This is a genomic window from Pseudomonas sp. HLS-6, assembly GCF_002753995.1.
Classification (GTDB): domain Bacteria; phylum Pseudomonadota; class Gammaproteobacteria; order Pseudomonadales; family Pseudomonadaceae; genus Aquipseudomonas; species Aquipseudomonas defluvii.
Genome location: NZ_CP024478.1, coordinates 1,527,520 through 1,552,565 on the forward strand (window position 1 = coordinate 1,527,520; position 25,046 = coordinate 1,552,565).

Genomic DNA, 25,046 nt, shown 5'->3' on the forward strand with positions numbered 1-25,046 from the left:
CTTCAGGAGACTCCGATGTCCGTTGAGCAAGCTCCGGTGCAACGCGCCGATTTCGACCAGGTAATGGTTCCCAACTACGCACCGGCGGGTTTCATTCCCGTGCGCGGCGCGGGCTCCCGAGTCTGGGACCAGGCGGGCCGCGAGCTGATCGACTTCGCGGGTGGTATTGCCGTGAACGTCCTGGGGCATGCCCACCCCGCACTGGTTGCTGCGTTGACCGAGCAAGCACAAAAGCTGTGGCACGTTTCCAACGTCTTTACCAACGAGCCGGCGCTGCGCCTGGCGCGCAAGCTGGTCGATGCTACCTTTGCTGACCGTGCGTTCTTCTGCAACTCTGGCGCTGAAGCCAACGAAGCAGCCTTCAAGCTGGCGCGCCGCGTTGCTCATGATCGTTTCGGCCCTGAAAAGAACGAAATCATCGCGACCGTCAACAGCTTCCATGGCCGTACCCTGTTTACCGTGAGTGTGGGTGGCCAACCGAAGTATTCCGATGGTTTCGGGCCGAAGATCACGGGTATCAGCCATGTGCCGTACAACGATCTGGAAGCACTGAAAGCGCAAATTTCCGACAAGACCTGCGCTGTCGTCATCGAGCCCGTGCAGGGCGAGGGCGGTGTGTTGCCGGCCGACAAGGCGTACCTGCAAGGTGCCCGTGAGCTGTGCGACAAGTACAACGCACTGCTGGTATTCGATGAAGTGCAGACCGGTATGGGTCGCTCCGGCGAGCTGTTTGCCTATATGCACTACGGCGTCACCCCGGACATCCTTTCCAGCGCCAAGAGCCTGGGCGGTGGTTTCCCGATCGGTGCCATGCTGACCACCGAAGAACTGGCCAAGCACCTGGCCGTCGGCACCCATGGCACTACCTACGGCGGTAACCCGCTGGCCTGTGCGGTCGGTAATGCCGTCATCGATATCATCAACACCCCTGAAGTGCTGGGCGGCGTGAAAGCCAAGTCTGATCGCTTCAAGGTGCGCCTGGAGAAGATCGGCCAGCAGTACGGCATCTTCAGTGAAGTCCGTGGGCTGGGCCTGCTGCTCGGTTGCGTGTTGTCCGATGCCTGGAAAGGCAAGGCCAAGGACGTGTTCAACGCGGCCGAAAAAGAAGACCTGATGATTCTGCAAGCTGGTCCCGATGTGGTGCGCTTCGCGCCAAGCCTGGTGATCGAGGATGCCGATATCGATGCTGGCCTCGACCGCTTTGAGCGGGCTGTTGCCAAGCTGACCCAGGGCTGATTGCTCTCTGTTCGCTGGCCCTTGCGGGCCAGCGAAACTGATTTCCGCGGCCTGTGCACCTCGCACGCGCTGCTTTTTTCGTGCCGACGGCTGTCGGCCTGTTTTCCCCGAAAAGGAGTGGCACCATGCTGGTGATGCGCCCCGCGCAAATGGCTGATCTAGGCGAAGTACAGCGTCTGGCTGCCGACAGTCCCATTGGTGTCACGTCCCTGCCGGACGATGCCGCACGTTTGAGCGACAAGATTGCCGCCTCTGAGACCTCCTTTGCTGCTGAAGTCAGCTTCAATGGCGAAGAGAGCTACTTTTTTGTGCTGGAGGACACCGCCACCGGCAAGTTGGCCGGTTGTTCGGCAATTGTGGCATCGGCGGGCTATTCAGAGCCGTTCTACAGCTTTCGTAACGAGACCTTTGTCCACGCCTCGCGTGAACTGAAGATCCACAACAAGATTCACGTGCTATCGCAGTGTCATGACCTGACCGGCAACAGCCTGCTGACCAGCTTTTATGTGCTGCCGGAGTTGGTGGGAACGGGATGGTCCGAGCTTAACTCTCGCGGACGTCTGTTGTTCATGGCTTCTCACCCTGAGCGTTTTGCTGATTCGGTGGTTACCGAGATCGTCGGCTACAGCGATGAACAGGGCGACTCCCCGTTCTGGGATGCCATTGGACGTAACTTCTTTGACCTCAATTATGCCGAGGCCGAGCGCCTGTGCGGCTTGAAGAGCCGGACGTTCCTGGCCGAGCTGATGCCGCATTACCCGATCTATGTGCCGCTGTTGCCGGATGCCGCGCAAGAGGCCATGGGCCAGGTTCACCCGCGTGCGCAAATCACCTTCGACATCCTGATGCGCGAAGGTTTTGAAACGGATCACTACATCGACATTTTCGACGGTGGCCCAACCTTGCATGCGCGGGTTTCGGGTATCCGTTCGATTGCCCAAAGCCGCGTGGTGCCTGTGCGTATCGAGGAGCAGGTGGCCAAGGGTGGGCGCCCGTATCTGGTTTCCAACGGCCAGTTGCAGGACTACCGCGCCGTATTGCTGGAGCTGGACTGGGTGCCTGGCAAGCCAGTCAGCCTGACGTTTGAAGCGGCCGATGCCCTGGGTGTTGGCGAGGGCGCCAGCGTGCGCCTGGTTGCGGTTTGATGCCTGCGGTTTGATAACCGAGTATCCAGGTCGAGTTTTGCGGCGGGCCATAGGCCGCCGCCCGAGGAGATAGCATGATCGTTCGTCCCGTACGCAGCAGCGATTTACCTGCGCTGATTGAACTTGCGCGCAGCACCGGTACCACTGGCCTGACGACCTTGCCGGCCAATGAAGAGCGATTGTCACACCGGGTAGGTTGGGCTGAAAAAACCTTCCGTGGTGAAGCCGAGCGGGGCGACGCGGACTACCTGTTCGTGTTGGAGAACGATGCGGGCGAGGTGGTCGGCATTTCGGCTGTCGCCGGCGCAGTTGGCTTGCGCGAACCTTGGTACAACTACCGGGTCGGTCTGACCGTCAGTGCTTCCCAGGAGCTGAACATCTATCGGGAGATTCCGACGTTGTTCCTGGCCAACGACCTGACCGGCAACTCTGAACTGTGCTCGCTGTTTTTGCGCAGCGACTACCGTACCGGTCTGAATGGTCGTCTGCTGTCCAAGGCGCGCATGTTGTTCATCGCCGAGTTCCCAGAGCTGTTCGGTAACAAGATCATTGCCGAAATGCGTGGGATGTCCGATGCCAATGGCCGCTCGCCATTCTGGGAGAGCCTGGGTCGACATTTCTTCAAAATGGAGTTCAGTCAGGCGGATTACCTGACCGGTGTAGGCAACAAGGCTTTCATCGCCGAGCTGATGCCCAAGTTTCCGCTCTACACCTGCTTCCTTTCGGAGGCAGCGCGCAACGTCATTGGTCGTGTGCACACCGACACCGAGCCGGCGCTGGCCATGCTCAAGAGCGAAGGTTTCAGCTACCAGGGCTATGTCGACATCTTTGACGCGGGCCCGGCCATTGAATGTGAAACCCGCAAGATTCGTGCTGTGCATGACAGCCAGGCGCTGGTGCTGGCAATCGGCACGCCGGGTGACGACGCCACCCCATACATTATCCACAACCGCAAGCGTGAAGACTGCCGCATTGCCGCAGCGCCTGCTCGTCTGGCTGCCGGCACCCTGGTGGTCGATCCACAAACCGCGAAGCGCTTGCGCTTGAACGCTGGCGATCAGGTCCGCGCCGTACCCTTGTCCGCCCGGGAGGCCCAATAAATGACTACCCATTACATTGCTGGCGCGTGGTTGGCAGGTCAGGGCGAGGCCCTGGAGTCGCATAATCCGGTCACCCAGCACGTGATCTGGAAGGGGCAGGGCGCTACCGCCGAGCAAGTGGGCGAGGCCGTCAAGGCGGCGCGCCAGGCGTTTCCCGACTGGGCCCGGCAATCGCTGGACGCCCGTATTGCGGTACTTGAGGCCTTTGCTGCGCGCTTGAAGGCCAATGCCGACGAATTGGCTCGCTGCATCGGCGAGGAAACCGGCAAACCGCTTTGGGAGGCGGCTACCGAAGTGACCAGTATGGTCAACAAGGTTGCCATCTCGGTGCAGAGCTACCGTGAGCGCACGGGCGAAAAAAGTGGCCCGCTGGCCGATGCCACCGCCGTACTGCGACACAAGCCCCATGGCGTGGTGGCGGTATTTGGCCCCTACAACTTCCCGGGCCACCTGCCGAATGGACACATCGTGCCAGCGCTGTTGGCAGGCAATACCGTGGTGTTCAAGCCCAGCGAGCTAACCCCGAAAGTGGCCGAGCTGACCGTCAAGTGCTGGGTCGAAGCCGGCTTGCCTGTGGGTGTGTTGAACCTGGTTCAAGGTGCTCGGGAAACCGGTGTCGCACTGGCGGCCAATCCGGGTATCGATGGTTTGTTCTTCACCGGCTCCAGTCGAACCGGCAATCTTCTGCATCAACAGTTTGCCGGTCGCCCGGACAAGATTCTTGCTCTGGAGATGGGCGGGAACAACCCGCTGGTGGTCGATCAGGTACAAGACCTGGACGCCGCGGTTTACACCATTATCCAGTCTGCGTTCATCTCTGCTGGCCAGCGCTGCACGTGTGCCCGGCGCTTGCTGGTGCCGCAAGGTGCGTGGGGTGATGCGTTGCTGAAACGCCTGGTGGCGGTTTGCAAAACCATTTCGGTGGGGGCTTTCGACCAGCAACCAGCACCGTTCATGGGTTCGGTGATTTCCCTGGGCGCGGCCAAGGCGCTGCTTGATGCACAAGCTCAACTGCTGGCTAACGGCGCGGTGTCGCTGCTGGAAATGATTCAGCCACAGCCCAATGCGGCCTTATTGACGCCAGGAATCGTCGATGTGACGTCGGTAGCCAATCGTCCTGACGAGGAGTTCTTTGGTCCGCTACTGCAAGTGATTCGCTATGCCGATTTCGATGCAGCCATCGCCGAAGCCAACAATACCCAGTATGGGTTGGCTGCCGGCTTGCTGTCGGACTCCGAGACGCGCTACCAGCAATTCTGGCTGGAAAGCCGTGCGGGTATCGTGAACTGGAACAAGCAACTGACCGGCGCCGCCAGCAGCGCACCGTTTGGTGGAGTGGGTGCCAGCGGCAACCACCGTGCCAGTGCCTATTACGCGGCCGACTATTGTGCTTACCCGGTGGCTTCGCTGGAGACCGCCAGCCTGAGCCTGCCTGCAACCCTGACGCCCGGCGTCTCCCTATAACAACAGGTCCATGGAGTCTTGCCGATGAAATCCTTTGAAGTGAATTTTGATGGTCTGGTAGGCCCGACGCACAACTATGGCGGTCTGTCTTACGGCAACGTCGCGTCGCAGAGCAACAGCCAGCAGGCCTCCAACCCCCGCGAAGCGGCCCGTCAGGGTTTGGCGAAGATGAAAGCCCTGATGGAAATGGGCTTTACGCAGGGTGTATTGGCACCGCAGGAGCGCCCGGATGTGGCAGCGCTGCGTCAGTTGGGCTTTGTTGGAACCGATGCCCAGGTGATCGCGCGGGCGGCCAAAGAAGCCATGCCGTTGCTGGTGGCATCCTGCTCCGCTTCGAGCATGTGGGTCGCCAACGCCGCAACCGTGAGCCCAAGTGCCGACACCGCCGATGGTCGTGTGCATTTCACCGCAGCGAACCTCAACTGCAAGTATCACCGCAGTATTGAGCACCCCACTACCAGTCGGGTGTTAAGCGCCATGTTTGCGGATCAGCGGCACTTCGCGCATCACGCTGCGTTGCCGGCTGTCAGCCAGTTCGGCGATGAAGGCGCAGCTAACCACACTCGTTTTTGCCGTAGCTACGGTGAGCCTGGTGTCGAGTTCTTCGTGTTCGGTCGCAGTGCCTTTGATACCCGCTACCCCGCACCGCAGAAGTACCCGGCACGTCAAACCCTGGAGGCCTCGCAAGCGGTCGCTCGTCTGCATGGCCTGAGTGAAGAGGGTGTGGTCTACGCTCAGCAGAATCCCGCTGTAATCGATCAGGGTGTGTTCCACAACGACGTGATCGCGGTGGGTAATGGTGAGGTGTTGTTCTATCACGAGGATGCCTTTCTGGGCACCGATGCGATGCTCGCCGAACTGCAAGCTAAACTGGCTAAACGAGGCGGCAACTTCAAAAGTATCTGTGTGCCGCGTGCTCAGGTGTCTGTAGAGGATGCAGTGCGCTCGTACTTGTTCAACAGTCAGTTGTTGTCGCGTGCCGATGGCTCGATGCTGCTGATCGTGCCTGAAGAGTGCCGCAACAACGAGCGCGTCTGGGCGTACCTGTCGGCGCTGACCAGCCAGGGAGGCCCGGTGACAGAGGTCAAGGTATTCGACCTCAAGCAGAGTATGCAGAACGGAGGTGGCCCGGCCTGCCTGCGGTTGCGTGTCGCGCTCAATGAAACGGAACTGGCGGCGGTCAATCCAGGCGTTATCATGACGGCGCCGCTGTATGAAACGCTGACCCAGTGGGTTGACAAGCATTACCGCGATCGCCTGAGCGAAAGCGATCTGGCCGACCCGCAGTTGCTGGTGGAGTGCCGTACGGCGCTGGATGAGCTGACCCAGATTCTGAAGCTGGGCTCGGTCTATCCATTCCAACTTGAACCTTGAGAGAGAATTCGACTATGTCCGACGCCCTGCAGCTGATCCTCGAAGACGATGACGGCACTCAGCTGGAAACCTCCTGCACCCGCTTTGCGGTGGTCTGGCAAGGCAAGGAGGTATGGATTCAGCAGGATGGCCGCGGTCAGTTGCTGATCGGCGTCGACGTCGAAGAAGACGACGCCGAGTACGCCAACCTGCTGCTGCGCCCGCTGGCCACCAACCTGGTCAGCCTGCAGCTGGAAATGGAACCGGCCGATGCCGGTGAAGACGACGATCACGTCCACGGCCCAGACTGCGGACACCATCACTAAGGACACGGCCCATGCTCGCCCTCGGCAAACTGCTTGACCTGACCCTGGCCGGTCGTGAACCGGCGGAGAAGACTCAGACGACTGTCGAGGGCGTGCGTATGCGCTGGCTCGGCGAAGGTGCACTGGAAGTGTGTCCTCCCAAGGCTCGCGACAATGGCATGGACCTGCTGCTTTCAGCGGGTATCCACGGCAATGAAACAGCCCCCATCGAGTTGCTCGATGAGTTGCTGCATGGCATTGCCCGCGGTGATATCAAGCCGCGCGTACGGATGCTGTTTCTGTTTGGTAACCCCGAAGCCATTCGTCGCGGCGAGCGTTATATCGAGCAGGACGTCAATCGCCTGTTCAATGGGCGCCATGAGTTATCCAGTGGTACAGAAGCCCTGCGTGCCGGCGAGCTCGAGCGCTTGGCTGCGACATTCTTTAGCGTGCCGGGACGTATGCGTTTGCATTACGACCTGCATACCGCGATCCGAGGTTCGAAGATCGAGCAGTTTGCGCTGTATCCCTTCAAGGAGGGCCGCCAGCACTCGCGTCGTGAGCTGGCGCGCTTGCGTGCTGCGGGTATGGAGGCGGTATTGTTGCAAAGCAAGGCCTCCGTTACGTTCACGGCCTATACCTACGAGCAACTGGATGCTGAGGCATTTACGTTGGAGCTGGGCAAGGCGCGACCGTTTGGTCAGAACCAGCAGGTGAACCTGCAGCTGTTGGAAAAGCGTCTTAAGCAAATTATCGAAGGTGACGAGCCGAGCGCAGAAGGTGAGCTGCTCGATGGCTTGCAGTTGTTCAGCGTTGCTCGCGAAATCATCAAGCACAGCGACAACTTCCACCTGCACCTGCCTGCCGATATCGAAAACTTCTCCGAACTCTCCAAGGGCTACCTGCTGGCCGAGGATCTGGCCGAGACGCGCTGGATTGTGGAGGAAGAGGGGGCTCGTATCATTTTCCCGAATCCCAAGGTCAAGAATGGCCTGCGTGCCGGCATTCTGGTTGTGCCAACCACGCCGGATCAACTGGGCTGAGCGAGCGTCGCCAGTATCGGGTTCGTGCTGTTGCCGGTGGCGTCGGCCCCGCAGAAGGGGCCGGCGTTCGGGTTGGCGTGTGGATTATACGGCGCGTTTTTGCGGTACTTCGTTGCGGCGAAGCGCGCGCAGCTTCTGCAGGGTGTCGGCACAGGTCTTCGCGGCCTCGGCACCCTTCACCAGGAAGTGCTCGAAGTAGAAGGTCTGGTGTTCGTCGCCCGCGTGGAAGTGGTGCGGCGTCAGTACCACCGAGAACACCGGTACTTCGGTTTCCAGTTGAACCTGCATCAAGCCGCTGATCACCGACTGTGCCACGAATTCATGCCGGTACAGGCCACCATCGACCACCAGGCCCGCGGCCACAATGCCGGCATAGCGGCCTGTGCGTGCCAGCAGCTTGGCGTGCAGCGGGATTTCAAATGCGCCGCCGACTTCGAAGAAATCGATGTCGCCAGGTTGATAGCCGTGATTGCCCATCTCTTCGACAAAGGCCTTGCGTGCCTGGTCGACAATATCCTTGTGCCAGCAGGCCTGAATGAACGCGATACGTTCCTGAGGATGGCTCTTGCTATCGATTGCAGTGGGTTGCATTGAAATGGACTCCTGTTTGTATGAGAAACAGGGCATCTGGATCGAAAGGGATAGTCGGCATGCAGGTAGGCAGCCGTAGGCACGCAGGTACCTATCCCGTTCTCTCTTTATCCGGACTATGACCGTCGGCCCCGGAATCACACCGGGTCTGCTGACCTTGCAGTGGTGCTGCAAGCGCTCGCGGGCTATGCGCATTCTGCGCAATTACCGCCGGTGGGGAATTGCGCCCCGCCCTGAGAACGTCGCCGTCAGCGGCTGACGGCAGGGGATTATTAGCACAGTTTTCCGGGAAACGTATAGCCTGCTAATGATATTGACGTCTATGAAAGACATTTCATCCGAGAACCCTTGCCAATTGGCGGGGCGATCCTCCGTAATGCCTTGTCAGTAGGGGAAATCAGGCTTTAGCATCCCGGGCATGCTTGGCGGAGGTAATTTTGCCGCTTTTGTTAGTCATTGCCGTTACAGGTTGTCCAATTGACGGCTTCTATCGCATAAACACACTGTACCCAGGCCTCAGGCCCGATATAATGCGGCCCTTTGCCGTCGTTTCGTCAATTTGACGCAAGCATTTGCCTCTGGCCGCCGTTTCCGTGGAAGAACCTATGAAAAGCGCAGAAATCCGTGAAGCCTTCCTTCGCTTCTTCGAAGAGCAGGGACATACCCGTGTCGCGTCCAGCTCTTTGATTCCGGGCAACGACCCGACCCTGCTGTTTACCAACGCCGGGATGAACCAGTTCAAGGACTGTTTCCTGGGCCAGGAAAAACGTGCCTATACCCGAGCTGTGAGTAGCCAGAAGTGCGTACGCGCCGGCGGCAAGCACAACGACCTGGAAAACGTCGGCTATACCGCACGCCACCACACGTTCTTTGAAATGCTGGGTAACTTCAGCTTTGGTGACTATTTCAAGCGCGATGCAATCACCTTTGCCTGGAACTTCCTGACCTCGGAAAAATGGTTGAACCTGCCCAAGGAAAAACTGTGGGTAACGGTCTACGCCAGCGACGACGAAGCGTATGACATCTGGACCAAAGAGGTCGGTGTTCCGGCTGAGCGCATGGTTCGCATCGGTGACAACAAGGGAGCGCCATACGCGTCCGACAACTTCTGGACCATGGGCGATACCGGCCCGTGTGGTCCTTGCACCGAGATCTTCTACGATCACGGCCCGGAGATCTGGGGCGGCCCACCTGGCTCGCCGGAAGAAGATGGTGACCGTTACATCGAGATCTGGAACAACGTGTTCATGCAGTTCAACCGTACTGCTGACGGCGTCCTGCACCCGCTGCCTGCGCCGTCTGTCGATACCGGTATGGGCCTGGAGCGGATCAGTGCGGTCATGCAGCACGTTCACTCCAACTACGAGATCGACCTGTTCCAGAGCCTGCTTGCCGCATCGGCCAAGGCGATCGGTTGCAGCAACGACGCCCAGCCTTCACTCAAGGTTGTGGCCGACCATATTCGCTCCTGCGGGTTCCTGATCGCCGACGGTGTGTTGCCGTCCAACGAAGGTCGTGGCTATGTATTGCGGCGTATCATTCGTCGCGCCTGCCGTCACGGCAACAAGCTGGGCGCCAAGGGCAGTTTCTTCTACCAGATCGTGGCTGCGCTGGTGGCCGAGATGGGCGAGGCCTTCCCTGAGCTGAAGGCGCAGCAGGCGCATATCGAGCGCGTCCTCAAGGCGGAAGAAGAGCAGTTCGCCAAGACGCTCGAGCAGGGCTTGAAAATTCTCGAGCAGGACCTGGCTGAACTCAAAGGCAGCGTGGTACCTGGCGACGTGGTATTCAAACTCTACGACACCTACGGGTTCCCGATGGACCTGACGGGCGACATCGCTCGTGAGCGTAACCTGACCCTGGATGAGGCTGGCTTCGAGCGTGAGATGGATGCTCAGCGTGAGCGTGCGCGTTCTGCAAGCGCCTTTGGTCTGGACTACAACAGCCTGGTCAAGGTTGATGTAGCCACTGAGTTTACCGGTTACACCACTACCGAAGGCAATGCCACTGTCGTAGCCCTCTATAAAGATGGCCAGGCGGTTGAGCAGTTGGCTGAGGGCGAGCAGGGCGTTGTGATTCTGGATACAACCCCGTTCTATGCCGAGTCCGGTGGCCAGGTGGGTGACACCGGTTACCTGCTGGCCGGCGGTGCACGGTTTGATGTGCGTGATACCACCAAGACCGGTGGTGCGTTCCTGCATCATGGTCAGGTTGCCAGCGGCAGCCTGAAGGTTGGGGAGCAGGTTCAGGCTCAGGTCGATGCCGATGTGCAGCATGCTACCTCGTTGAACCACTCCGCCACGCACTTGCTGCATGCAGCGCTGCGTCAGGTGCTCGGTGATCACGTACAACAGAAAGGCTCGCTGGTTGATAGCCAGCGCCTGCGTTTCGACTTCAGCCACTTCGAGGCGCTCAAACCTGAGCAGCTCAAGGCGTTGGAAGACATCGTCAACCGCGAAGTGCGCAACAACTCCGAGGTGCAAACCGAAGAGACCGATATCGACACCGCCAAGAAGAAGGGCGCCATGGCGCTGTTCGGCGAGAAGTATGGCGACAGCGTGCGGGTGCTGAGCATGGGCGGCGATTTCTCCGTCGAACTGTGCGGCGGTATCCACGCCAAGCGTACCGGCGATATCGGCCTGCTCAAGATCATTAGCGAAGGTGGCGTAGCCTCCGGTGTGCGTCGTATCGAGGCGGTCACCGGTGCTGCTGCGCTGGCGTACCTGAACGCCGCCGAAGAGCAGCTCAAGGAAGCCGCGCAACTGGTCAAGGGCAGTCGTGACAACCTGATCGACAAGCTCTCGGCTGTGCTTGAGCGAAACCGTCAGTTGGAAAAGCAACTGGAGCAGTTGCAGGCCAAGGCCGCCAGTGCTGCGGGCGACGACCTGTCGAGCGCGGCCGTCGACGTCAAGGGCGTCAAGGTGCTGGCTGCGCGCCTTGACGGCCAGGATGGCAAGGCGCTGCTGGCGCTGGTCGATCAGTTGAAGAACAAACTCGGCCGCGCAGTGATCCTGCTCGGCAGTGTGTATGAGGACAAGGTCGTACTGGTAGCGGGTGTGACCAAGGACCTGACTGGCCAACTCAAAGCCGGTGATTTGATGAAGCAAGCCGCTGCGGCGGTGGGCGGCAAAGGGGGTGGGCGTCCGGACATGGCGCAAGGCGGCGGTGTCGACGCTGCTGCGCTGGACGGCGCACTGGCCCTGACCGTGCCATTCGTAGAGCAGGGCGTCTAAGACGCGAAGCTGCCCGTCGTCTAGTGGCGGGCTGTTGATTGATTGTTTATTGGGTGCCCTTCACGGGCTGAGGCGGCTTTGAAATGGCGTTGATCGTACAGAAATTTGGCGGTACCTCGGTCGGCACAGTCGAGCGAATCGAGCAGGTTGCCGAGAAGGTCAAGAAATTCCGCGAAGCCGGCGATGATCTGGTGGTTGTACTGTCGGCGATGAGCGGCGAAACCAATCGCCTGATCGATCTGGCCAAGCAGATCAGCGATCAGCCGGTTCCACGTGAACTGGATGTGATCGTCTCCACGGGTGAGCAGGTGACCATTGCCTTGCTGGCCATGGCACTGATGAAGCGCGGCATTCCTGCCGTGTCTTACACCGGTAACCAGGTGCGGATCCTCACTGACAGCGCGCATAACAAGGCGCGCATCCTGCAAATCGATGATCAGAAGATTCGTGCCGACCTCAAGGCTGGCCGTGTCGTTGTGGTTGCTGGTTTCCAGGGTGTCGATGAGCACGGCAACATCACCACCCTCGGGCGTGGTGGTTCCGATACCACTGGCGTGGCCCTGGCGGCTGCACTGAAGGCTGATGAGTGCCAGATCTACACCGACGTCGATGGTGTCTACACCACTGACCCGCGTGTGGTGTCCCAGGCTCAGCGGCTGGACAAGATCACCTTCGAAGAGATGCTGGAAATGGCCAGTCTCGGTTCCAAGGTGCTGCAGATCCGTGCCGTCGAGTTCGCCGGCAAGTACAACGTCCCGCTGCGCGTGCTGCACAGCTTTCAGGAGGGTCCGGGTACCCTCATTACTATTGATGAAGAGGAATCCATGGAACAGCCGATCATTTCCGGCATCGCCTTCAATCGCGATGAAGCCAAGCTGACCATTCGCGGCGTACCTGATACCCCAGGCGTTGCTTTCAAGATCCTCGGTCCTATCAGTGCGGCGAACATTGAAGTCGACATGATCGTGCAGAACGTCTCGCACGATAACACCACCGACTTTACCTTTACCGTGCACCGTAATGACTATGCCAAGGCGCAGCAGGTGCTGGAAAACACGGCCCGTGAAATCGGCGCCCGTGAGGTAGTCGGTGATACCAAGATCGCCAAGGTGTCCATCGTCGGTGTCGGTATGCGTTCGCACGCCGGTGTTGCGAGCCGCATGTTCGAAGCGCTGGCAAAGGAGAGCATCAACATTCAGATGATCTCCACTTCCGAGATCAAGGTCTCTGTAGTTATTGAAGAGAAGTACCTGGAACTGGCTGTGCGTGCACTGCACACGGCCTTCGAGCTGGACGCGCCCGCCCGCCAGGGTGAGTAAGGCTCCTGCCTAAAAAGGGCGCGGCATGGCCGCGCCCTTCGTTTTTTTGACTGGCGTGAGAAACCTGTCCTTTTACTTGCGCTGGTCAATACTGAGGCGTAGGTCGGCAGCCCGTCCCGGTTGTAGGCTGAAGCCCTCTTTTTTGCAGACTGTTATCCCTGAACTGAAATGCGTGAGGAGAAAGGTATGTTGATTCTGACTCGTCGGTGCGCCGAGAGCCTGATCATTGGCGATGGCGAAATCACCGTGACCGTGCTCGGCGTCAAAGGAAATCAAGTGCGAATCGGTGTGAATGCCCCCAAGGAAGTGGCCGTTCACCGTGAGGAAATCTACCTTCGGATCAAGAAAGAGAAGGACGAAGAACCAACCCTTTAATTTTTCTCAGTTTTTTTTCAAAAAAGAGTTTGCAAACGGGGAAGGGTCTGGTTATTATACGCCCCGTGTTGCGGAGAGGTGGCCGAGTGGCCGAAGGCGCTCCCCTGCTAAGGGAGTATACCTCACAAGGGTATCGGGGGTTCGAATCCCCCCTTCTCCGCCATTATTCAAGTAGGGCGCTGTAATCTGGATGAATCGCTAAGTCGTTGAATTTAAACGAAAAAGTGGTTGTCAAAATGATTCTGCGAACTATAATGCGCTGCAAGAATACTGCACTCATAGCTCAGCTGGATAGAGTACTCGGCTACGAACCGAGCGGTCGGAGGTTCGAATCCTCCTGAGTGCACCATGTTCCGAAGTCGCTTTAATTTTTTGAAGTGGTTTCAGAATAAGCCAGTGGTAATCTGGTCTAAAAATACCAACCTGCACTCATAGCTCAGCTGGATAGAGTACTCGGCTACGAACCGAGCGGTCGGAGGTTCGAATCCTCCTGAGTGCACCATATTCAGAAATCGACTTCGGTCAATGAAGCGGTTTCGGTCTAAAGCCAGTGGTGATCTGGTCTAAAAATACCAACCCGCACTCATAGCTCAGCTGGATAGAGTACTCGGCTACGAACCGAGCGGTCGGAGGTTCGAATCCTCCTGAGTGCACCATATATCAGAAAGCCCGCATTTTATGCGGGCTTTTTGTTTTCCGCGAAATTAATTTTCTCGTAAAGCGCAATGGCTAGATTGTCAGTTAGTGCGCCATCTTCTTGTGCTGATATCTCAGGCGATGTGCTTTTCTCTGTGGCAGTGCCGTCGTATTAGTGTATCTGGATGCGGTCGAGCTTTATGTTGCAAGCGACTGTTCTAGTCAAGATTTTAAGCGCTTCGATTGTTCAAGCAGTGTATGATTGCGCCCGTCAGCCCCGCCGGGGCTTGTGGAATACCACCATGGACTTACCCAGTAGTTACTCAATAGCTGATTTTGCCAATCACGATCTGACTGATTGATCCTCCCGGCGTGCTCCCTGCTGGGAGTGGAGTTCGCCTATGACTGAAATCGAAGTAAAAAAGACCCAAGATAGCCTGCAGGATCGCCTGGCCCAGGTGGTTGAGCTGTTGCAGCGCCAGCGTGTTGTTGAAGACCTCACGCATCGCCAGGAAGGTCATCATCATGACCTGGTTGAAAACCTGGTTCATCGACAGAATCTGGTCGAGCTGCAGCGCAAGCTCGACGATCTGCACTCTGCCGACGTCGCCTATATTCTCGAAGCGTTACCGCTCGATGACCGATTGACCGTTTGGCAGTTGGTCAAGGCTGAACGTGACGGCGACATCCTGCTCGAAGTGTCTGACTCGGTTCGAGAAACCCTGATCGCCGACATGGACGATCATGAGCTCCTGGCTGCGGCCAAGGAGATGGATGCTGACGAACTGGCAGACCTTGCCCCAGAGTTGCCGCGCGACGTCGTTCACGAGCTCATGGAGAGCCTGGATGCTCAGCAGCGTGAGCGTGTGCGTTCTGCCCTGAGCTATGACGAGGACCAGGTCGGTGCGCTGATGGACTTCGAGATGGTGACCATTCGTGAGGATGTCAGCCTTGAAGTGGTGTTGCGTTACCTGCGTCGTCTGAAAGAGTTGCCGGGGCATACCGACAAGCTTTTCGTGGTCGATTATGACGGCATCCTCAAAGGCGTCTTGCCGATCAAGCGTCTGTTGGTCAATGACCCGGAGAAAAAGGTTTCCGAGGTAATGGCGAGCGATCCGGTGGCCTTCCACCCTGAGGAAGACGCTTACGATGCGGCGCTGGCATTTGAACGCTATGACTTGATCTCTGGCCCGGTCGTTGACAAAAACGACCGCCTGATTGGTCGTCTGACCATTGATGAAATGGTTGACCTCATTCGGGAGGAAAGCGAAAGCGAAGTCCTGAGCATGGCGGGTCTGCGCGAAGAGGAAGATATCTTTGCTTCGGTTTGGCGCTCGCTGCGTAACCGTTGGGCCTGGTTGGCCATCAACCTGATTACTGCATTCGTGGCCTCTCGTGTGATTGGCCTGTTTGAGGGGTCGATCGAAAAACTGGTGGCGTTGGCCGCCTTGATGCCGATCGTGGCGGGTATTGGTGGTAACTCTGGTAACCAGACAATCACCATGATTGTTCGCGCCATGGCGCTCGATCAGGTGAGTCCGGGGAATACGTCGCGGCTAATGCGCAAGGAACTGGCGGTTGCCCTGATCAACGGCCTTATCTGGGGTGGTGTGATAGGTATCGTGGCGTTCCTGCTTTACCACAGCTGGTCTCTGGGTGTGGTGATGACTGCTGCAATGACCCTTAACCTGTTGCTTGCTGCGCTGATGGGTGTGCTGATTCCGATGACTCTGGTGCGTATGGGGCGTGATCCGGCAATGGGCTCCAGCGTGATGATCACGGCTGTAACTGATAGCGGTGGCTTCTTCATCTTTCTGGGGCTTGCCACGATCTTTCTGCTGTAAGTGTGCTTGGCTCAGGTACAAAAAAGCCCGCAATGATGCGGGCTTTTTTGTGTGTGCGTGATTCAGGAGGCATCAGCTGCCATTTCTGCATCATGGGCGATCAGCGCGACCAGTGCATTCTGTTGGCGGTGGGAGAGCTGGCGAAAGCGTTGCAGCAGTTCGCGTTCGTGCAGGGACAGCTCAGGACTGTCCAGGCGCATGCTTAGCTCATCGCCCAGAGCTCCTTCCTGGATCAGACTTTGCTCCAGGCGAGCGATGATTTCAGAGTTCATGCTGCGATGGTGGTTGCGCGCAACCTCAGCAATGCGCTCACGCATTCCGTCGGGCAGGCGGACGACGAATTTGTCTGCGGTGCGGCTTGAGTAGATAGCCTGTTTCATTGGGCGCATATAATTGACCGGTTTTAGTTCAGGGGAAGCGGTTCTTGAAATTGGCCGCACGGTGACGTTACGACCACTGTTGGGGCCAAATGTTCAACCTGAATTGCGAATGAGGCGCTTATGATGCCTCACAATCGCCGGTTCCTTGGCGTCAATTCTGTGACAAATAATGAGCTGGATAAAGGCTATTTGCCAGTACCAATTATCAGAAATGCGTACTGGTTTTGAAAGTTTTCATTTTTTCGCTTATCCGTTTGAGTGGTAGCTTTCTCCTCGCGCCGGCAAATGGCAAGAATGGCGCGGTAGAAAACTCTAAAATTTGCGTGGTTTCCTTAACTTAAGAGCATAGTGGCTATGCAGCATGACGCAAGTGACGATTGCTTGACAGTCCAGACGATCCAGGCCGGTCGATTGATCTACCTCATGGGGCCTTCCGGGGCTGGCAAGGACAGCCTGATCGAAGCGGCTCGTCCCGTTCTTCACAGGCAGGGCGTAATCATCGCGCGGCGTGTGATTACCCGGGCGGCGGAGGCCAAGGGGGAGGATGCTCATGGGGTTACCTGGCAGCAGTTTGAGTTGCTCTGTGATCAGAAGGCGTTTGCGCTGCATTGGCAGGCTAATGGCTTGTCCTACGGTATTCCGGCGCAGATCGATGCCTGGCTGGAAGAGGGGCGGCATGTGCTGGTCAATGGTTCCCGGGCCCACTTGGTTGAGGCCCGCAGGCGCTACCCGAGCTTGTTGCCAATCTTGCTGACCGTTGATGCCAGAGTGCTGCGTGCGCGTTTGCTTGGGCGCGCGCGCGAAAGTCTTGATGACATCGAGCGTCGTCTGGAGCGTGCCCGTGCCTTGGCTTGTGTCGAGGATCGCTCGGTGCGTGTTCTGGATAACTCCGGTGAGTTGCTTGATACCGTTTCGCGCTTGTTGATACTGCTGGGCGAGGAGGGGGTGTTGGCTGCGAAGGCGTAAATAAAGCCTACAGCTAAAAACCCCTACGGATGACATGACAAATGTCGGTGTGCTGGGTAACATGCTCGCCGACTTGCGCTGCGCAGCATTCGCTGCCGGTTTCTGCGTCTCAGTAGCTCAATTGGATAGAGCATCCCCCTCCTAAGGGGAAGGTTGGCAGTTCGAACCTGCCCTGGGACACCATATGCCTCAACGTAGCCTGGAATGATCACGACCGTCTCTGGCAGGTGCCCTGCAGGGAGGCTGTATGGAGAGGCATGTTTCGGTCGGTTTGTTGATGTGAGCTGCTGCTTATATATGGCTAGGGTGAGCAGGGCTTGTTAAGCATTTGAAGCCTAAAGAGAAAATCTGAAAAAACTCGAAATAATTGCTTGACGGGTGCTTCGAAAAGCGTAGAATGCGCGCCATCGGTTGAGACGAAAAGCTCTTAACCAACCGCTCTTTAACAATCGAATCAAGCAATTCGTGTGGGTGCTTGTGAAATCAGACTGATAGTCAAAAAGATTATCAGCATCACAGGTGACTACACGAGAAATCGAAATAGTCATTTGAGATTGCTGAGCCAAGTTTAGGGTTTTCTCAAAACCCAAGCAGTATTGAACTGAAGAGTTTGATCATGGCTCAGATTGAACGCTGGCGGCAGGCCTAACACATGCAAGTCGAGCGGATGACGGGAGCTTGCTCCTTGATTCAGCGGCGGACGGGTGAGTAATACCTAGGAATCTGCCTGATAGTGGGGGACAACGTTTCGAAAGGAACGCTAATACCGCATATGTCCTACGGGAGAAAGCAGGGGACCTTCGGGCCTTGCGCTATCAGATGAGCCTAGGTCGGATTAGCTAGTTGGTGAGGTAATGGCTCACCAAGGCGACGATCCGTAACTGGTCTGAGAGGATGATCAGTCACACTGGAACTGAGACACGGTCCAGACTCCTACGGGAGGCAGCAGTGGGGAATATTGGACAATGGGCGAAAGCCTGATCCAGCCATGCCGCGTGTGTGAAGAAGGTCTTCGGATTGTAAAGCACTTTAAGTTGGGAGGAAGGGCAGTAAGCTAATACCTTGCTGTTTTGACGTTACCGACAGAATAAGCACCGGCTAACTCTGTGCCAGCAGCCGCGGTAATACAGAGGGTGCAAGCGTTAATCGGAATTACTGGGCGTAAAGCGCGCGTAGGTGGTTCGTTAAGTTGGATGTGAAATCCCCGGGCTCAACCTGGGAACTGCATCCAAAACTGGCGAGCTAGAGTAGGGCAGAGGGTGGTGGAATTTCCTGTGTAGCGGTGAAATGCGTAGATATAGGAAGGAACACCAGTGGCGAAGGCGACCACCTGGGCTCATACTGACACTGAGGTGCGAAAGCGTGGGGAGCAAACAGGATTAGATACCCTGGTAGTCCACGCCGTAAACGATGTCAACTAGCCGTTGGAATCCTTGAGATTTTAGTGGCGCAGCTAACGCATTAAGTTGACCGCCTGGGGAGTACGGCCGCAAGGTTAAAACTCAAATGAATTGACGGGGGCCCGCACAAGCGGTGGAGCATGTGGTTTAATTCGAAGCAACGCGAAGAACCTTACCAGGCCTTGACATCCAATGAACTTTCCAGAGATGGATTGGTGCCTTCGGGAACATTGAGACAGGTGCTGCATGGCTGTCGTCAGCTCGTGTCGTGAGATGTTGGGTTAAGTCCCGTAACGAGCGCAACCCTTGTCCTTAGTTACCAGCACGTTATGGTGGGCACTCTAAGGAGACTGCCGGTGACAAACCGGAGGAAGGTGGGGATGACGTCAAGTCATCATGGCCCTTACGGCCTGGGCTACACACGTGCTACAATGGTCGGTACAGAGGGTTGCCAAGCCGCGAGGTGGAGCTAATCTCACAAAACCGATCGTAGTCCGGATCGCAGTCTGCAACTCGACTGCGTGAAGTCGGAATCGCTAGTAATCGCGAATCAGAATGTCGCGGTGAATACGTTCCCGGGCCTTGTACACACCGCCCGTCACACCATGGGAGTGGGTTGCACCAGAAGTAGCTAGTCTAACCTTCGGGGGGACGGTTACCACGGTGTGATTCATGACTGGGGTGAAGTCGTAACAAGGTAGCCGTAGGGGAACCTGCGGCTGGATCACCTCCTTAATCGACGACATCAGCTGCTTTATAAGCTCCCACACGAATTGCTTGATTCATTGAAGAAGACGAGAAGGCCGGTTTCCTGATTAGGAAACGCGGTTACCTAGTCTGTCAAAGCTTAGAAATGAATATTCGCGTCGAATATTGATTTCTGAACTTTTTCAGAATCGTTCTTTAAAAATTTGGGTATGTGATAGAAATAGACTGAATAGCACTTTCACTGGTGTTTATTCAGGCTAAGGTAAAATTTGTGAGTGTCTCTTAAGTCTTAAGAGTATTGCGAATTTTCGGCGAATGTCGTCTTCACAGTATAACCAGATTGCTTGGGGTTATATGGTCAAGTGAAGAAGCGCATACGGTGGATGCCTTGGCAGTCAGAGGCGATGAAAGACGTGGTAGCCTGCGATAAGCTTCGGGGAGTCGGCAAACAGACTTTGATCCGGAGATCTCTGAATGGGGGAACCCACCTAGGATAACCTAGGTATCTTGTACTGAATACATAGGTGCAAGAGGCGAACCAGGGGAACTGAAACATCTAAGTACCCTGAGGAAAAGAAATCAACCGAGATTCCCTTAGTAGTGGCGAGCGAACGGGGACTAGCCCTTAAGTTGATTTGAGATTAGCGGAACGCTCTGGAAAGTGCGGCCATAGTGGGTGATAGCCCTGTACGCGAAAATCTCTTATCAATGAAATCGAGTAGGACGGAGCACGAGAAACTTTGTCTGAATATGGGGGGACCATCCTCCAAGGCTAAATACTACTGACTGACCGATAGTGAACTAGTACCGTGAGGGAAAGGCGAAAAGAACCCCGGAGAGGGGAGTGAAATAGATCCTGAAACCGTATGCGTACAAGCAGTGGGAGCCTACTTGTTAGGTGACTGCGTACCTTTTGTATAATGGGTCAGCGACTTATATTCAGTGGCGAGCTTAACCGAATAGGGGAGGCGTAGCGAAAGCGAGTCTTAATAGGGCGTTTAGTCGCTGGGTATAGACCCGAAACCGGGCGATCTATCCATGGGCAGGTTGAAGGTTAGGTAACACTGACTGGAGGACCGAACCGACTACCGTTGAAAAGTTAGCGGATGACCTGTGGATCGGAGTGAAAGGCTAATCAAGCTCGGAGATAGCTGGTTCTCCTCGAAAGCTATTTAGGTAGCGCCTCATGTATCACTGTAGGGGGTAGAGCACTGTTTCGGCTAGGGGGTCATCCCGACTTACCAAACCGATGCAAACTCCGAATACCTACAAGTGCCGAGCATGGGAGACACACGGCGGGTGCTAACGTCCGTCGTGAAAAGGGAAACAACCCAGACCGTCAGCTAAGGTCCCAAAGTCATGGTTAAGTGGGAAACGATGTGGGAAGGCTTAGACAGCTAGGAGGTTGGCTTAGAAGCAGCCACCCTTTAAAGAAAGCGTAATAGCTCACTAGTCGAGTCGGCCTGCGCGGAAGATGTAACGGGGCTCAAACCATGCACCGAAGCTACGGGTGTCACTTAGGTGACGCGGTAGAGGAGCGTTCTGTAAGCCTGTGAAGGTGAGTTGAGAAGCTTGCTGGAGGTATCAGAAGTGCGAATGCTGACATGAGTAACGACAATGGGAGTGAAAAACTCCCACGCCGAAAGACCAAGGTTTCCTGCGCAACGTTAATCGACGCAGGGTTAGTCGGTCCCTAAGGCGAGGCTGAAAAGCGTAGTCGATGGAAAACAGGTTAATATTCCTGTACTTCTGGTTATTGCGATGGAGGGACGGAGAAGGCTAGGCCAGCTTGGCGTTGGTTGTCCAAGTTTAAGGTGGTAGGCTGAGATCTTAGGTAAATCCGGGATCTTAAGGCCGAGAGCTGATGACGAGTGCTCTTTAGAGCGCGAAGTGGTTGATGCCATGCTTCCAAGAAAAGCTTCTAAGCTTCAGATAACCAGGAACCGTACCCCAAACCGACACAGGTGGTTGGGTAGAGAATACCAAGGCGCTTGAGAGAACTCGGGTGAAGGAACTAGGCAAAATGGCACCGTAACTTCGGGAGAAGGTGCGCCGGTGAGGGTGAAGGACTTGCTCCGTAAGCCCATGCCGGTCGAAGATACCAGGCCGCTGCGACTGTTTATTAAAAACACAGCACTCTGCAAACACGAAAGTGGACGTATAGGGTGTGACGCCTGCCCGGTGCCGGAAGGTTAATTGATGGGGTTAGCTAACGCGAAGCTCTTGATCGAAGCCCCGGTAAACGGCGGCCGTAACTATAACGGTCCTAAGGTAGCGAAATTCCTTGTCGGGTAAGTTCCGACCTGCACGAATGGCGTAACGATGGCGGCGCTGTCTCCACCCGAGACTCAGTGAAATTGAAATCGCTGTGAAGATGCAGTGTATCCGCGGCTAGACGGAAAGACCCCGTGAACCTTTACTATAGCTTTGCACTGGACTTTGAATTTGCTTGTGTAGGATAGGTGGGAGGCTTTGAAGCGTGGACGCCAGTTCGCGTGGAGCCATCCTTGAAATACCACCCTGGCAACTTTGAGGTTCTAACTCAGGTCCGTCATCCGGATCGAGGACAGTGTATGGTGGGTAGTTTGACTGGGGCGGTCTCCTCCTAAAGAGTAACGGAGGAGTACGAAGGTGCGCTCAGACCGGTCGGAAATCGGTCGTAGAGTATAAAGGCAAAAGCGCGCTTGACTGCGAGACAGACACGTCGAGCAGGTACGAAAGTAGGTCTTAGTGATCCGGTGGTTCTGTATGGAAGGGCCATCGCTCAACGGATAAAAGGTACTCCGGGGATAACAGGCTGATACCGCCCAAGAGTTCATATCGACGGCGGTGTTTGGCACCTCGATGTCGGCTCATCACATCCTGGGGCTGAAGCCGGTCCCAAGGGTATGGCTGTTCGCCATTTAAAGTGGTACGCGAGCTGGGTTTAGAACGTCGTGAGACAGTTCGGTCCCTATCTGCCGTGGACGTTTGAGATTTGAGAGGGGCTGCTCCTAGTACGAGAGGACCGGAGTGGACGAACCTCTGGTGTTCCGGTTGTCACGCCAGTGGCATTGCCGGGTAGCTATGTTCGGAAGAGATAACCGCTGAAAGCATCTAAGCGGGAAACTTGCCTCAAGATGAGATCTCACTGGAGCCTTGAGCTCCCTGAAGGGCCGTCGAAGACTACGACGTTGATAGGTTGGGTGTGTAAGTGCTGTGAGGCATTGAGCTAACCAATACTAATTGCCCGTGAGGCTTGACCATATAACACCCAAGCAATTTGCGTCGAAACGACCAGATTGCGGTGTTGTGAAGACGAAACGAACCGAAAGTTTGCGACTCACAACTATCACATACCCGATTTGCTGGAGCGTCGAAAGACGGTCTGGTACACAGAATTTCTTGACGACCATAGAGCATTGGAACCACCTGATCCCATCCCGAACTCAGCAGTGAAACGATGCATCGCCGATGGTAGTGTGGGGTTTCCCCATGTGAGAGTAGGTCATCGTCAAGATTAAATTCCGAAACCCCTATCTGCACATGCAGGTAGGGGTTTTGTCTTTCTGGCCTGGAAACGTCGCCAGTGATGCCGCCTCCTGTAGTTGCTCCCCCTTTCTTGCCTTTCGCTTGGTACCATTCAGCACATGTTTATGACGCTTTGATGGCTGGAAGGTTTTTGTGAATGTTATACGTCGCTGGCTACAGCACCCGCATGCTCGTCTAACTGCTCTGGTCGGACTGGTGCTGCTCATTCCGTTGTGCCTGCGTGCAGCGTTAGGTTGGTCTGATGTATTTGGATACCTGTCCGACATGGCCATCGGCAGTCTACTCATTGTGTTACTGCATCAACGGCCGTGGTGGTTGGCGCTTCCGGTGTTGCTGGTGTGGAGCCTGTTGACACTGGCTGCTGCCGAGCTGGTCAGTGCAGTGGGGCGGCTGCCGAACATTACAGACGTGCACTACCTGGTCGATCCTCAGTTCCTGGAGAATTCTACTGGAGGCGGTTTCGCTCAACCCTGGCTTGCTGCCGCGTTGTTGATCGGCCTTACGGTATGGCTCATCACCCAATGGACAGCCCCTTCGGCGTTGTCCCCTCGTTGGTCTGGCAAAGCCTGGGCTGCACCAATATTGTTATTGATTGCCCATTGGGGGGGGCAGCACCTGCATGCCTCCGATGCAGACCAATGGCATCAGTTCAATCTGCCGCATCAGCTTTTGGCTGCCAGTGTTGGCGATCTTCAGACGCGAGCGCAAGAGTGGTGGGAGGGCGACGTTACCGAGGTTGCTCCCCAGATGGCAGGGCTTACGCAGCTGGATCTGAATGGCGAAAGGTTGCTGCCAGCCGCGGGGCGCGCACGCAACGTGCTGATTATCGCGCTGGAAGGTATTCCTGGCGCCTATGTTGGGGTCAATCGTCAGGCGTTGCACAGCCGCTATCAAGAAAACCTGATGCCTAATTTGACGCGCTGGTCAGAGCGCGGCATGAATACGCCGGACTATGTGCTGCACAGCCACCAGACGATTCGGGGGCTGTACGCCATGCTGTGCGGTGATTACGACAAGCTCGACAATGGTACGCCGAAGGGAGTCGAGATGCTGACCCAGAGCGAGCGTAACCAGGCGTGCCTGCCTGCTCAGCTACGTAAGCACGGGTTTGCCACGCACTACCTGCAAGGTGCAGGTCTGCGTTTCATGGCTAAAGACAAGATCATGCCGCACATCGGCTTCGAGACTACGCTGGGCCTCGATTGGTTTACCAATGCCTCGTATCTGCATTTTCCGTGGGGCAAGGATGACAAGGCGTTTTTCGAGGGGGCAATGGATTACGTTGGGCAGTTACAGAAACAGCCGAAGCCCTGGATGCTCACCCTGCTGACCGTTGGAACACACCAACCGTACTCCGCGCCGGAGGACTACCTGCAGCGTTATGACACGCCCAAGCAGGCCGCCGTGGGTTATCTGGATGATGCGCTTGGGCAATTCCTTGCGGGCCTTGAGCGCCAGGGTATCTTGAAAGACACACTGGTGGTTATCACCTCGGACGAATCCCACGGTATCGATGGGGTTCGGCTGGCTTCATCCTGGGGGTTCAACCTGATGCTGGCTCCTGAACAGGAGCAGTTGCCCAAGGTGAAGACCGGCGTTTATGGGCATGTCGACCTGAGTGCCTCGATACTCGACTATTTTGCGTTGCCTGTACCGCAGGCCCTGAGTGGTCGCTCGCTGTTTCGAAACTATGAAACGGGTCGCGAGATCATGTCATTCACCAATGGCAAGCTTCGTTATCACGATGGCCAGGGGACGTTGACCGAGTGCGATTTTCAACAACGCTGCCGATACTACGCCAGTCCAGGCTTCATTGAGGACCGGGTGACCTTGCTTGGACAGTATGGCGGTAAGCGCGCTCGACAGATTGCGGCACGGGCTGCTGCCCTGGATCAGACGCTGCTGCGCACACCATTGAACCAGCACTATCAATTTGGCAGTGCCGCCATCATCCCACTCAAAGCGCAGATCGACGATGACTGGGCAGATAACCTGATCGGTGCCCAGTATCTGGAAATGCCCAAGGGGTCACATACGCGTGTGCGCCTGACTGTGCGCTCTGCGGACCCACAGCACAACGCCTACATCCTGCTCAAGGCCAAGCAGTTGGAGCAGGATGTGCCTCTGGCGCTGCCTGCAGAAATGCTTGTTACACCGGATCAACCGCTGGAGATGGATTTCAGTTTCTATAACCCGGAACCGCGCAAGGCATTTTCCTTCCATCTTCTGGGTTATGGGCAGGGGGCTGTTGAGGTGAGCGACTTCAGTGTTGTCACTGAGTCAACGGCGCAGCAGGAGGGGCTGGATGAGGTTTCGGAGGAGAGCATTGCTCAATCCAGCTAGACCTTGCCACCTACAGACAGCAGGTTTGCTTACCTTGTATCGCAACCCTATCAGTTAGCCGGCACGGTTATGACTGG

15 protein-coding genes, 5 tRNA genes, 3 rRNA genes and 1 riboswitch are annotated in these 25,046 nt (G+C 56.4%); of the genes, 21 read left to right on the plus strand and 2 right to left on the minus strand.

All coding sequences use genetic code 11. The annotated features are described in order from the left end of the window. Window positions 1-15: 15 nt before the first annotated feature. The 7 genes from CS390_RS07050 to astE all read left to right on the plus strand — a co-directional run bounded on the left by CS390_RS07050 (window position 16) and on the right by astE (window position 7,646). On the plus strand, window positions 16-1,236 hold the full coding sequence (locus CS390_RS07050; protein ID WP_099773879.1) for an aspartate aminotransferase family protein: 1,221 nt from the start codon (window positions 16-18) through the stop codon (window positions 1,234-1,236). A gap of 125 nt (window positions 1,237-1,361) precedes the next feature. Then, the gene (aruF, locus tag CS390_RS07055) at window positions 1,362-2,381 is read left to right on the plus strand and encodes an arginine/ornithine succinyltransferase subunit alpha (RefSeq protein ID WP_065760743.1); all 1,020 of its coding nucleotides are present in this window, start codon (window positions 1,362-1,364) and stop codon (window positions 2,379-2,381) included. Window positions 2,382-2,455: 74 nt separating this feature from the next. After that, window positions 2,456-3,481, plus strand: a complete 1,026-nt coding sequence (gene astA, locus CS390_RS07060; RefSeq protein WP_065760744.1) for an arginine N-succinyltransferase — start codon at window positions 2,456-2,458, stop codon at window positions 3,479-3,481. Then, on the plus strand, window positions 3,482-4,945 hold the full coding sequence (gene astD, locus CS390_RS07065) for a succinylglutamate-semialdehyde dehydrogenase (RefSeq protein WP_099773880.1): 1,464 nt from the start codon (window positions 3,482-3,484) through the stop codon (window positions 4,943-4,945). Between the two features lie 24 nt (window positions 4,946-4,969). Next, window positions 4,970-6,319 carry an N-succinylarginine dihydrolase gene (gene astB, locus CS390_RS07070; protein ID WP_099773881.1) on the plus strand — a complete coding sequence of 450 codons (1,350 nt, stop codon included), beginning with the start codon at window positions 4,970-4,972 and terminating at the stop codon, window positions 6,317-6,319. Between the two features lie 14 nt (window positions 6,320-6,333). Continuing rightward, complete coding sequence (locus CS390_RS07075; protein WP_065760747.1) at window positions 6,334-6,624, plus strand: topoisomerase II; 291 nt, start codon at window positions 6,334-6,336, stop codon at window positions 6,622-6,624. Between the two features lie 11 nt (window positions 6,625-6,635). Next, entirely contained in the window at window positions 6,636-7,646 is a 1,011-nt protein-coding gene (astE, locus tag CS390_RS07080; protein WP_065760748.1) for a succinylglutamate desuccinylase, read from the plus strand. A gap of 84 nt (window positions 7,647-7,730) precedes the next feature. Here the strand turns inward: astE and CS390_RS07085 are convergent, their stop codons facing one another. Then, entirely contained in the window at window positions 7,731-8,237 is a 507-nt protein-coding gene (locus tag CS390_RS07085; protein ID WP_065760749.1) for a 6,7-dimethyl-8-ribityllumazine synthase, read from the minus strand. 94 nt (window positions 8,238-8,331) lie between these two features. Then, window positions 8,332-8,482: riboswitch (FMN riboswitch) on the minus strand. A 360-nt stretch (window positions 8,483-8,842) separates the two neighbouring features. Between CS390_RS07085 and alaS the strand changes: the two genes are divergently transcribed. The 8 genes from alaS (at window position 8,843) to mgtE (ending at window position 15,641) form a co-directional block, all read left to right on the plus strand. Further along, the gene (gene alaS, locus CS390_RS07090; RefSeq protein ID WP_099773882.1) at window positions 8,843-11,467 is read left to right on the plus strand and encodes an alanine--tRNA ligase; all 2,625 of its coding nucleotides are present in this window, start codon (window positions 8,843-8,845) and stop codon (window positions 11,465-11,467) included. 83 nt (window positions 11,468-11,550) lie between these two features. Then, entirely contained in the window at window positions 11,551-12,786 is a 1,236-nt protein-coding gene (locus tag CS390_RS07095; RefSeq protein WP_065760751.1) for an aspartate kinase, read from the plus strand. Window positions 12,787-12,972: 186 nt separating this feature from the next. Beyond that, complete coding sequence (gene csrA / locus CS390_RS07100) at window positions 12,973-13,161, plus strand: carbon storage regulator CsrA (protein ID WP_009399024.1); 189 nt, start codon at window positions 12,973-12,975, stop codon at window positions 13,159-13,161. A gap of 72 nt (window positions 13,162-13,233) precedes the next feature. After that, window positions 13,234-13,324 (plus strand) — tRNA-Ser (locus CS390_RS07105). Window positions 13,325-13,433: 109 nt separating this feature from the next. Next, a tRNA-Arg gene (locus tag CS390_RS07110) sits at window positions 13,434-13,510 on the plus strand. Window positions 13,511-13,586: 76 nt separating this feature from the next. Continuing rightward, window positions 13,587-13,663: transfer RNA gene (locus CS390_RS07115), tRNA-Arg, on the plus strand. Window positions 13,664-13,740: 77 nt separating this feature from the next. After that, window positions 13,741-13,817, plus strand: a tRNA-Arg gene (locus CS390_RS07120). A 381-nt stretch (window positions 13,818-14,198) separates the two neighbouring features. After that, on the plus strand, window positions 14,199-15,641 hold the full coding sequence (gene mgtE, locus CS390_RS07125) for a magnesium transporter (RefSeq protein WP_099773883.1): 1,443 nt from the start codon (window positions 14,199-14,201) through the stop codon (window positions 15,639-15,641). Between the two features lie 62 nt (window positions 15,642-15,703). Here mgtE and CS390_RS07130 read toward each other — a convergent pair whose 3' ends face one another. Next, a complete protein-coding gene (locus CS390_RS07130) occupies window positions 15,704-16,030 on the minus strand; it encodes an Arc family DNA-binding protein (protein ID WP_009681471.1) in 327 nt (108 codons plus the stop codon). 345 nt (window positions 16,031-16,375) lie between these two features. Here CS390_RS07130 and phnN point away from each other — a divergent pair, with 345 nt between their 5' ends. The 6 genes from phnN (at window position 16,376) to CS390_RS07165 (ending at window position 24,969) form a co-directional block, all read left to right on the plus strand. After that, window positions 16,376-16,987: a phosphonate metabolism protein/1,5-bisphosphokinase (PRPP-forming) PhnN gene (gene phnN / locus CS390_RS07135; protein ID WP_099773884.1), complete on the plus strand. Its 612-nt coding sequence runs from the start codon at window positions 16,376-16,378 to the stop codon at window positions 16,985-16,987. Window positions 16,988-17,093: 106 nt separating this feature from the next. Beyond that, window positions 17,094-17,170, plus strand: a tRNA-Arg gene (locus tag CS390_RS07140). Between the two features lie 415 nt (window positions 17,171-17,585). Then, a 16S ribosomal RNA gene (locus tag CS390_RS07150) occupies window positions 17,586-19,122 on the plus strand. Between the two features lie 329 nt (window positions 19,123-19,451). Then, window positions 19,452-22,341, plus strand: a 23S ribosomal RNA gene (locus CS390_RS07155). A 137-nt stretch (window positions 22,342-22,478) separates the two neighbouring features. Then, window positions 22,479-22,594 (plus strand): 5S ribosomal RNA (gene rrf / locus CS390_RS07160). Together the 16S, 23S and 5S rRNA genes with 1 tRNA gene alongside form the textbook arrangement of a ribosomal RNA operon. Window positions 22,595-22,758: 164 nt before the next feature. Then, window positions 22,759-24,969, plus strand: a complete 2,211-nt coding sequence (locus tag CS390_RS07165; RefSeq protein ID WP_099773885.1) for an LTA synthase family protein — start codon at window positions 22,759-22,761, stop codon at window positions 24,967-24,969. Window positions 24,970-25,046: the final 77 nt, after the last annotated feature.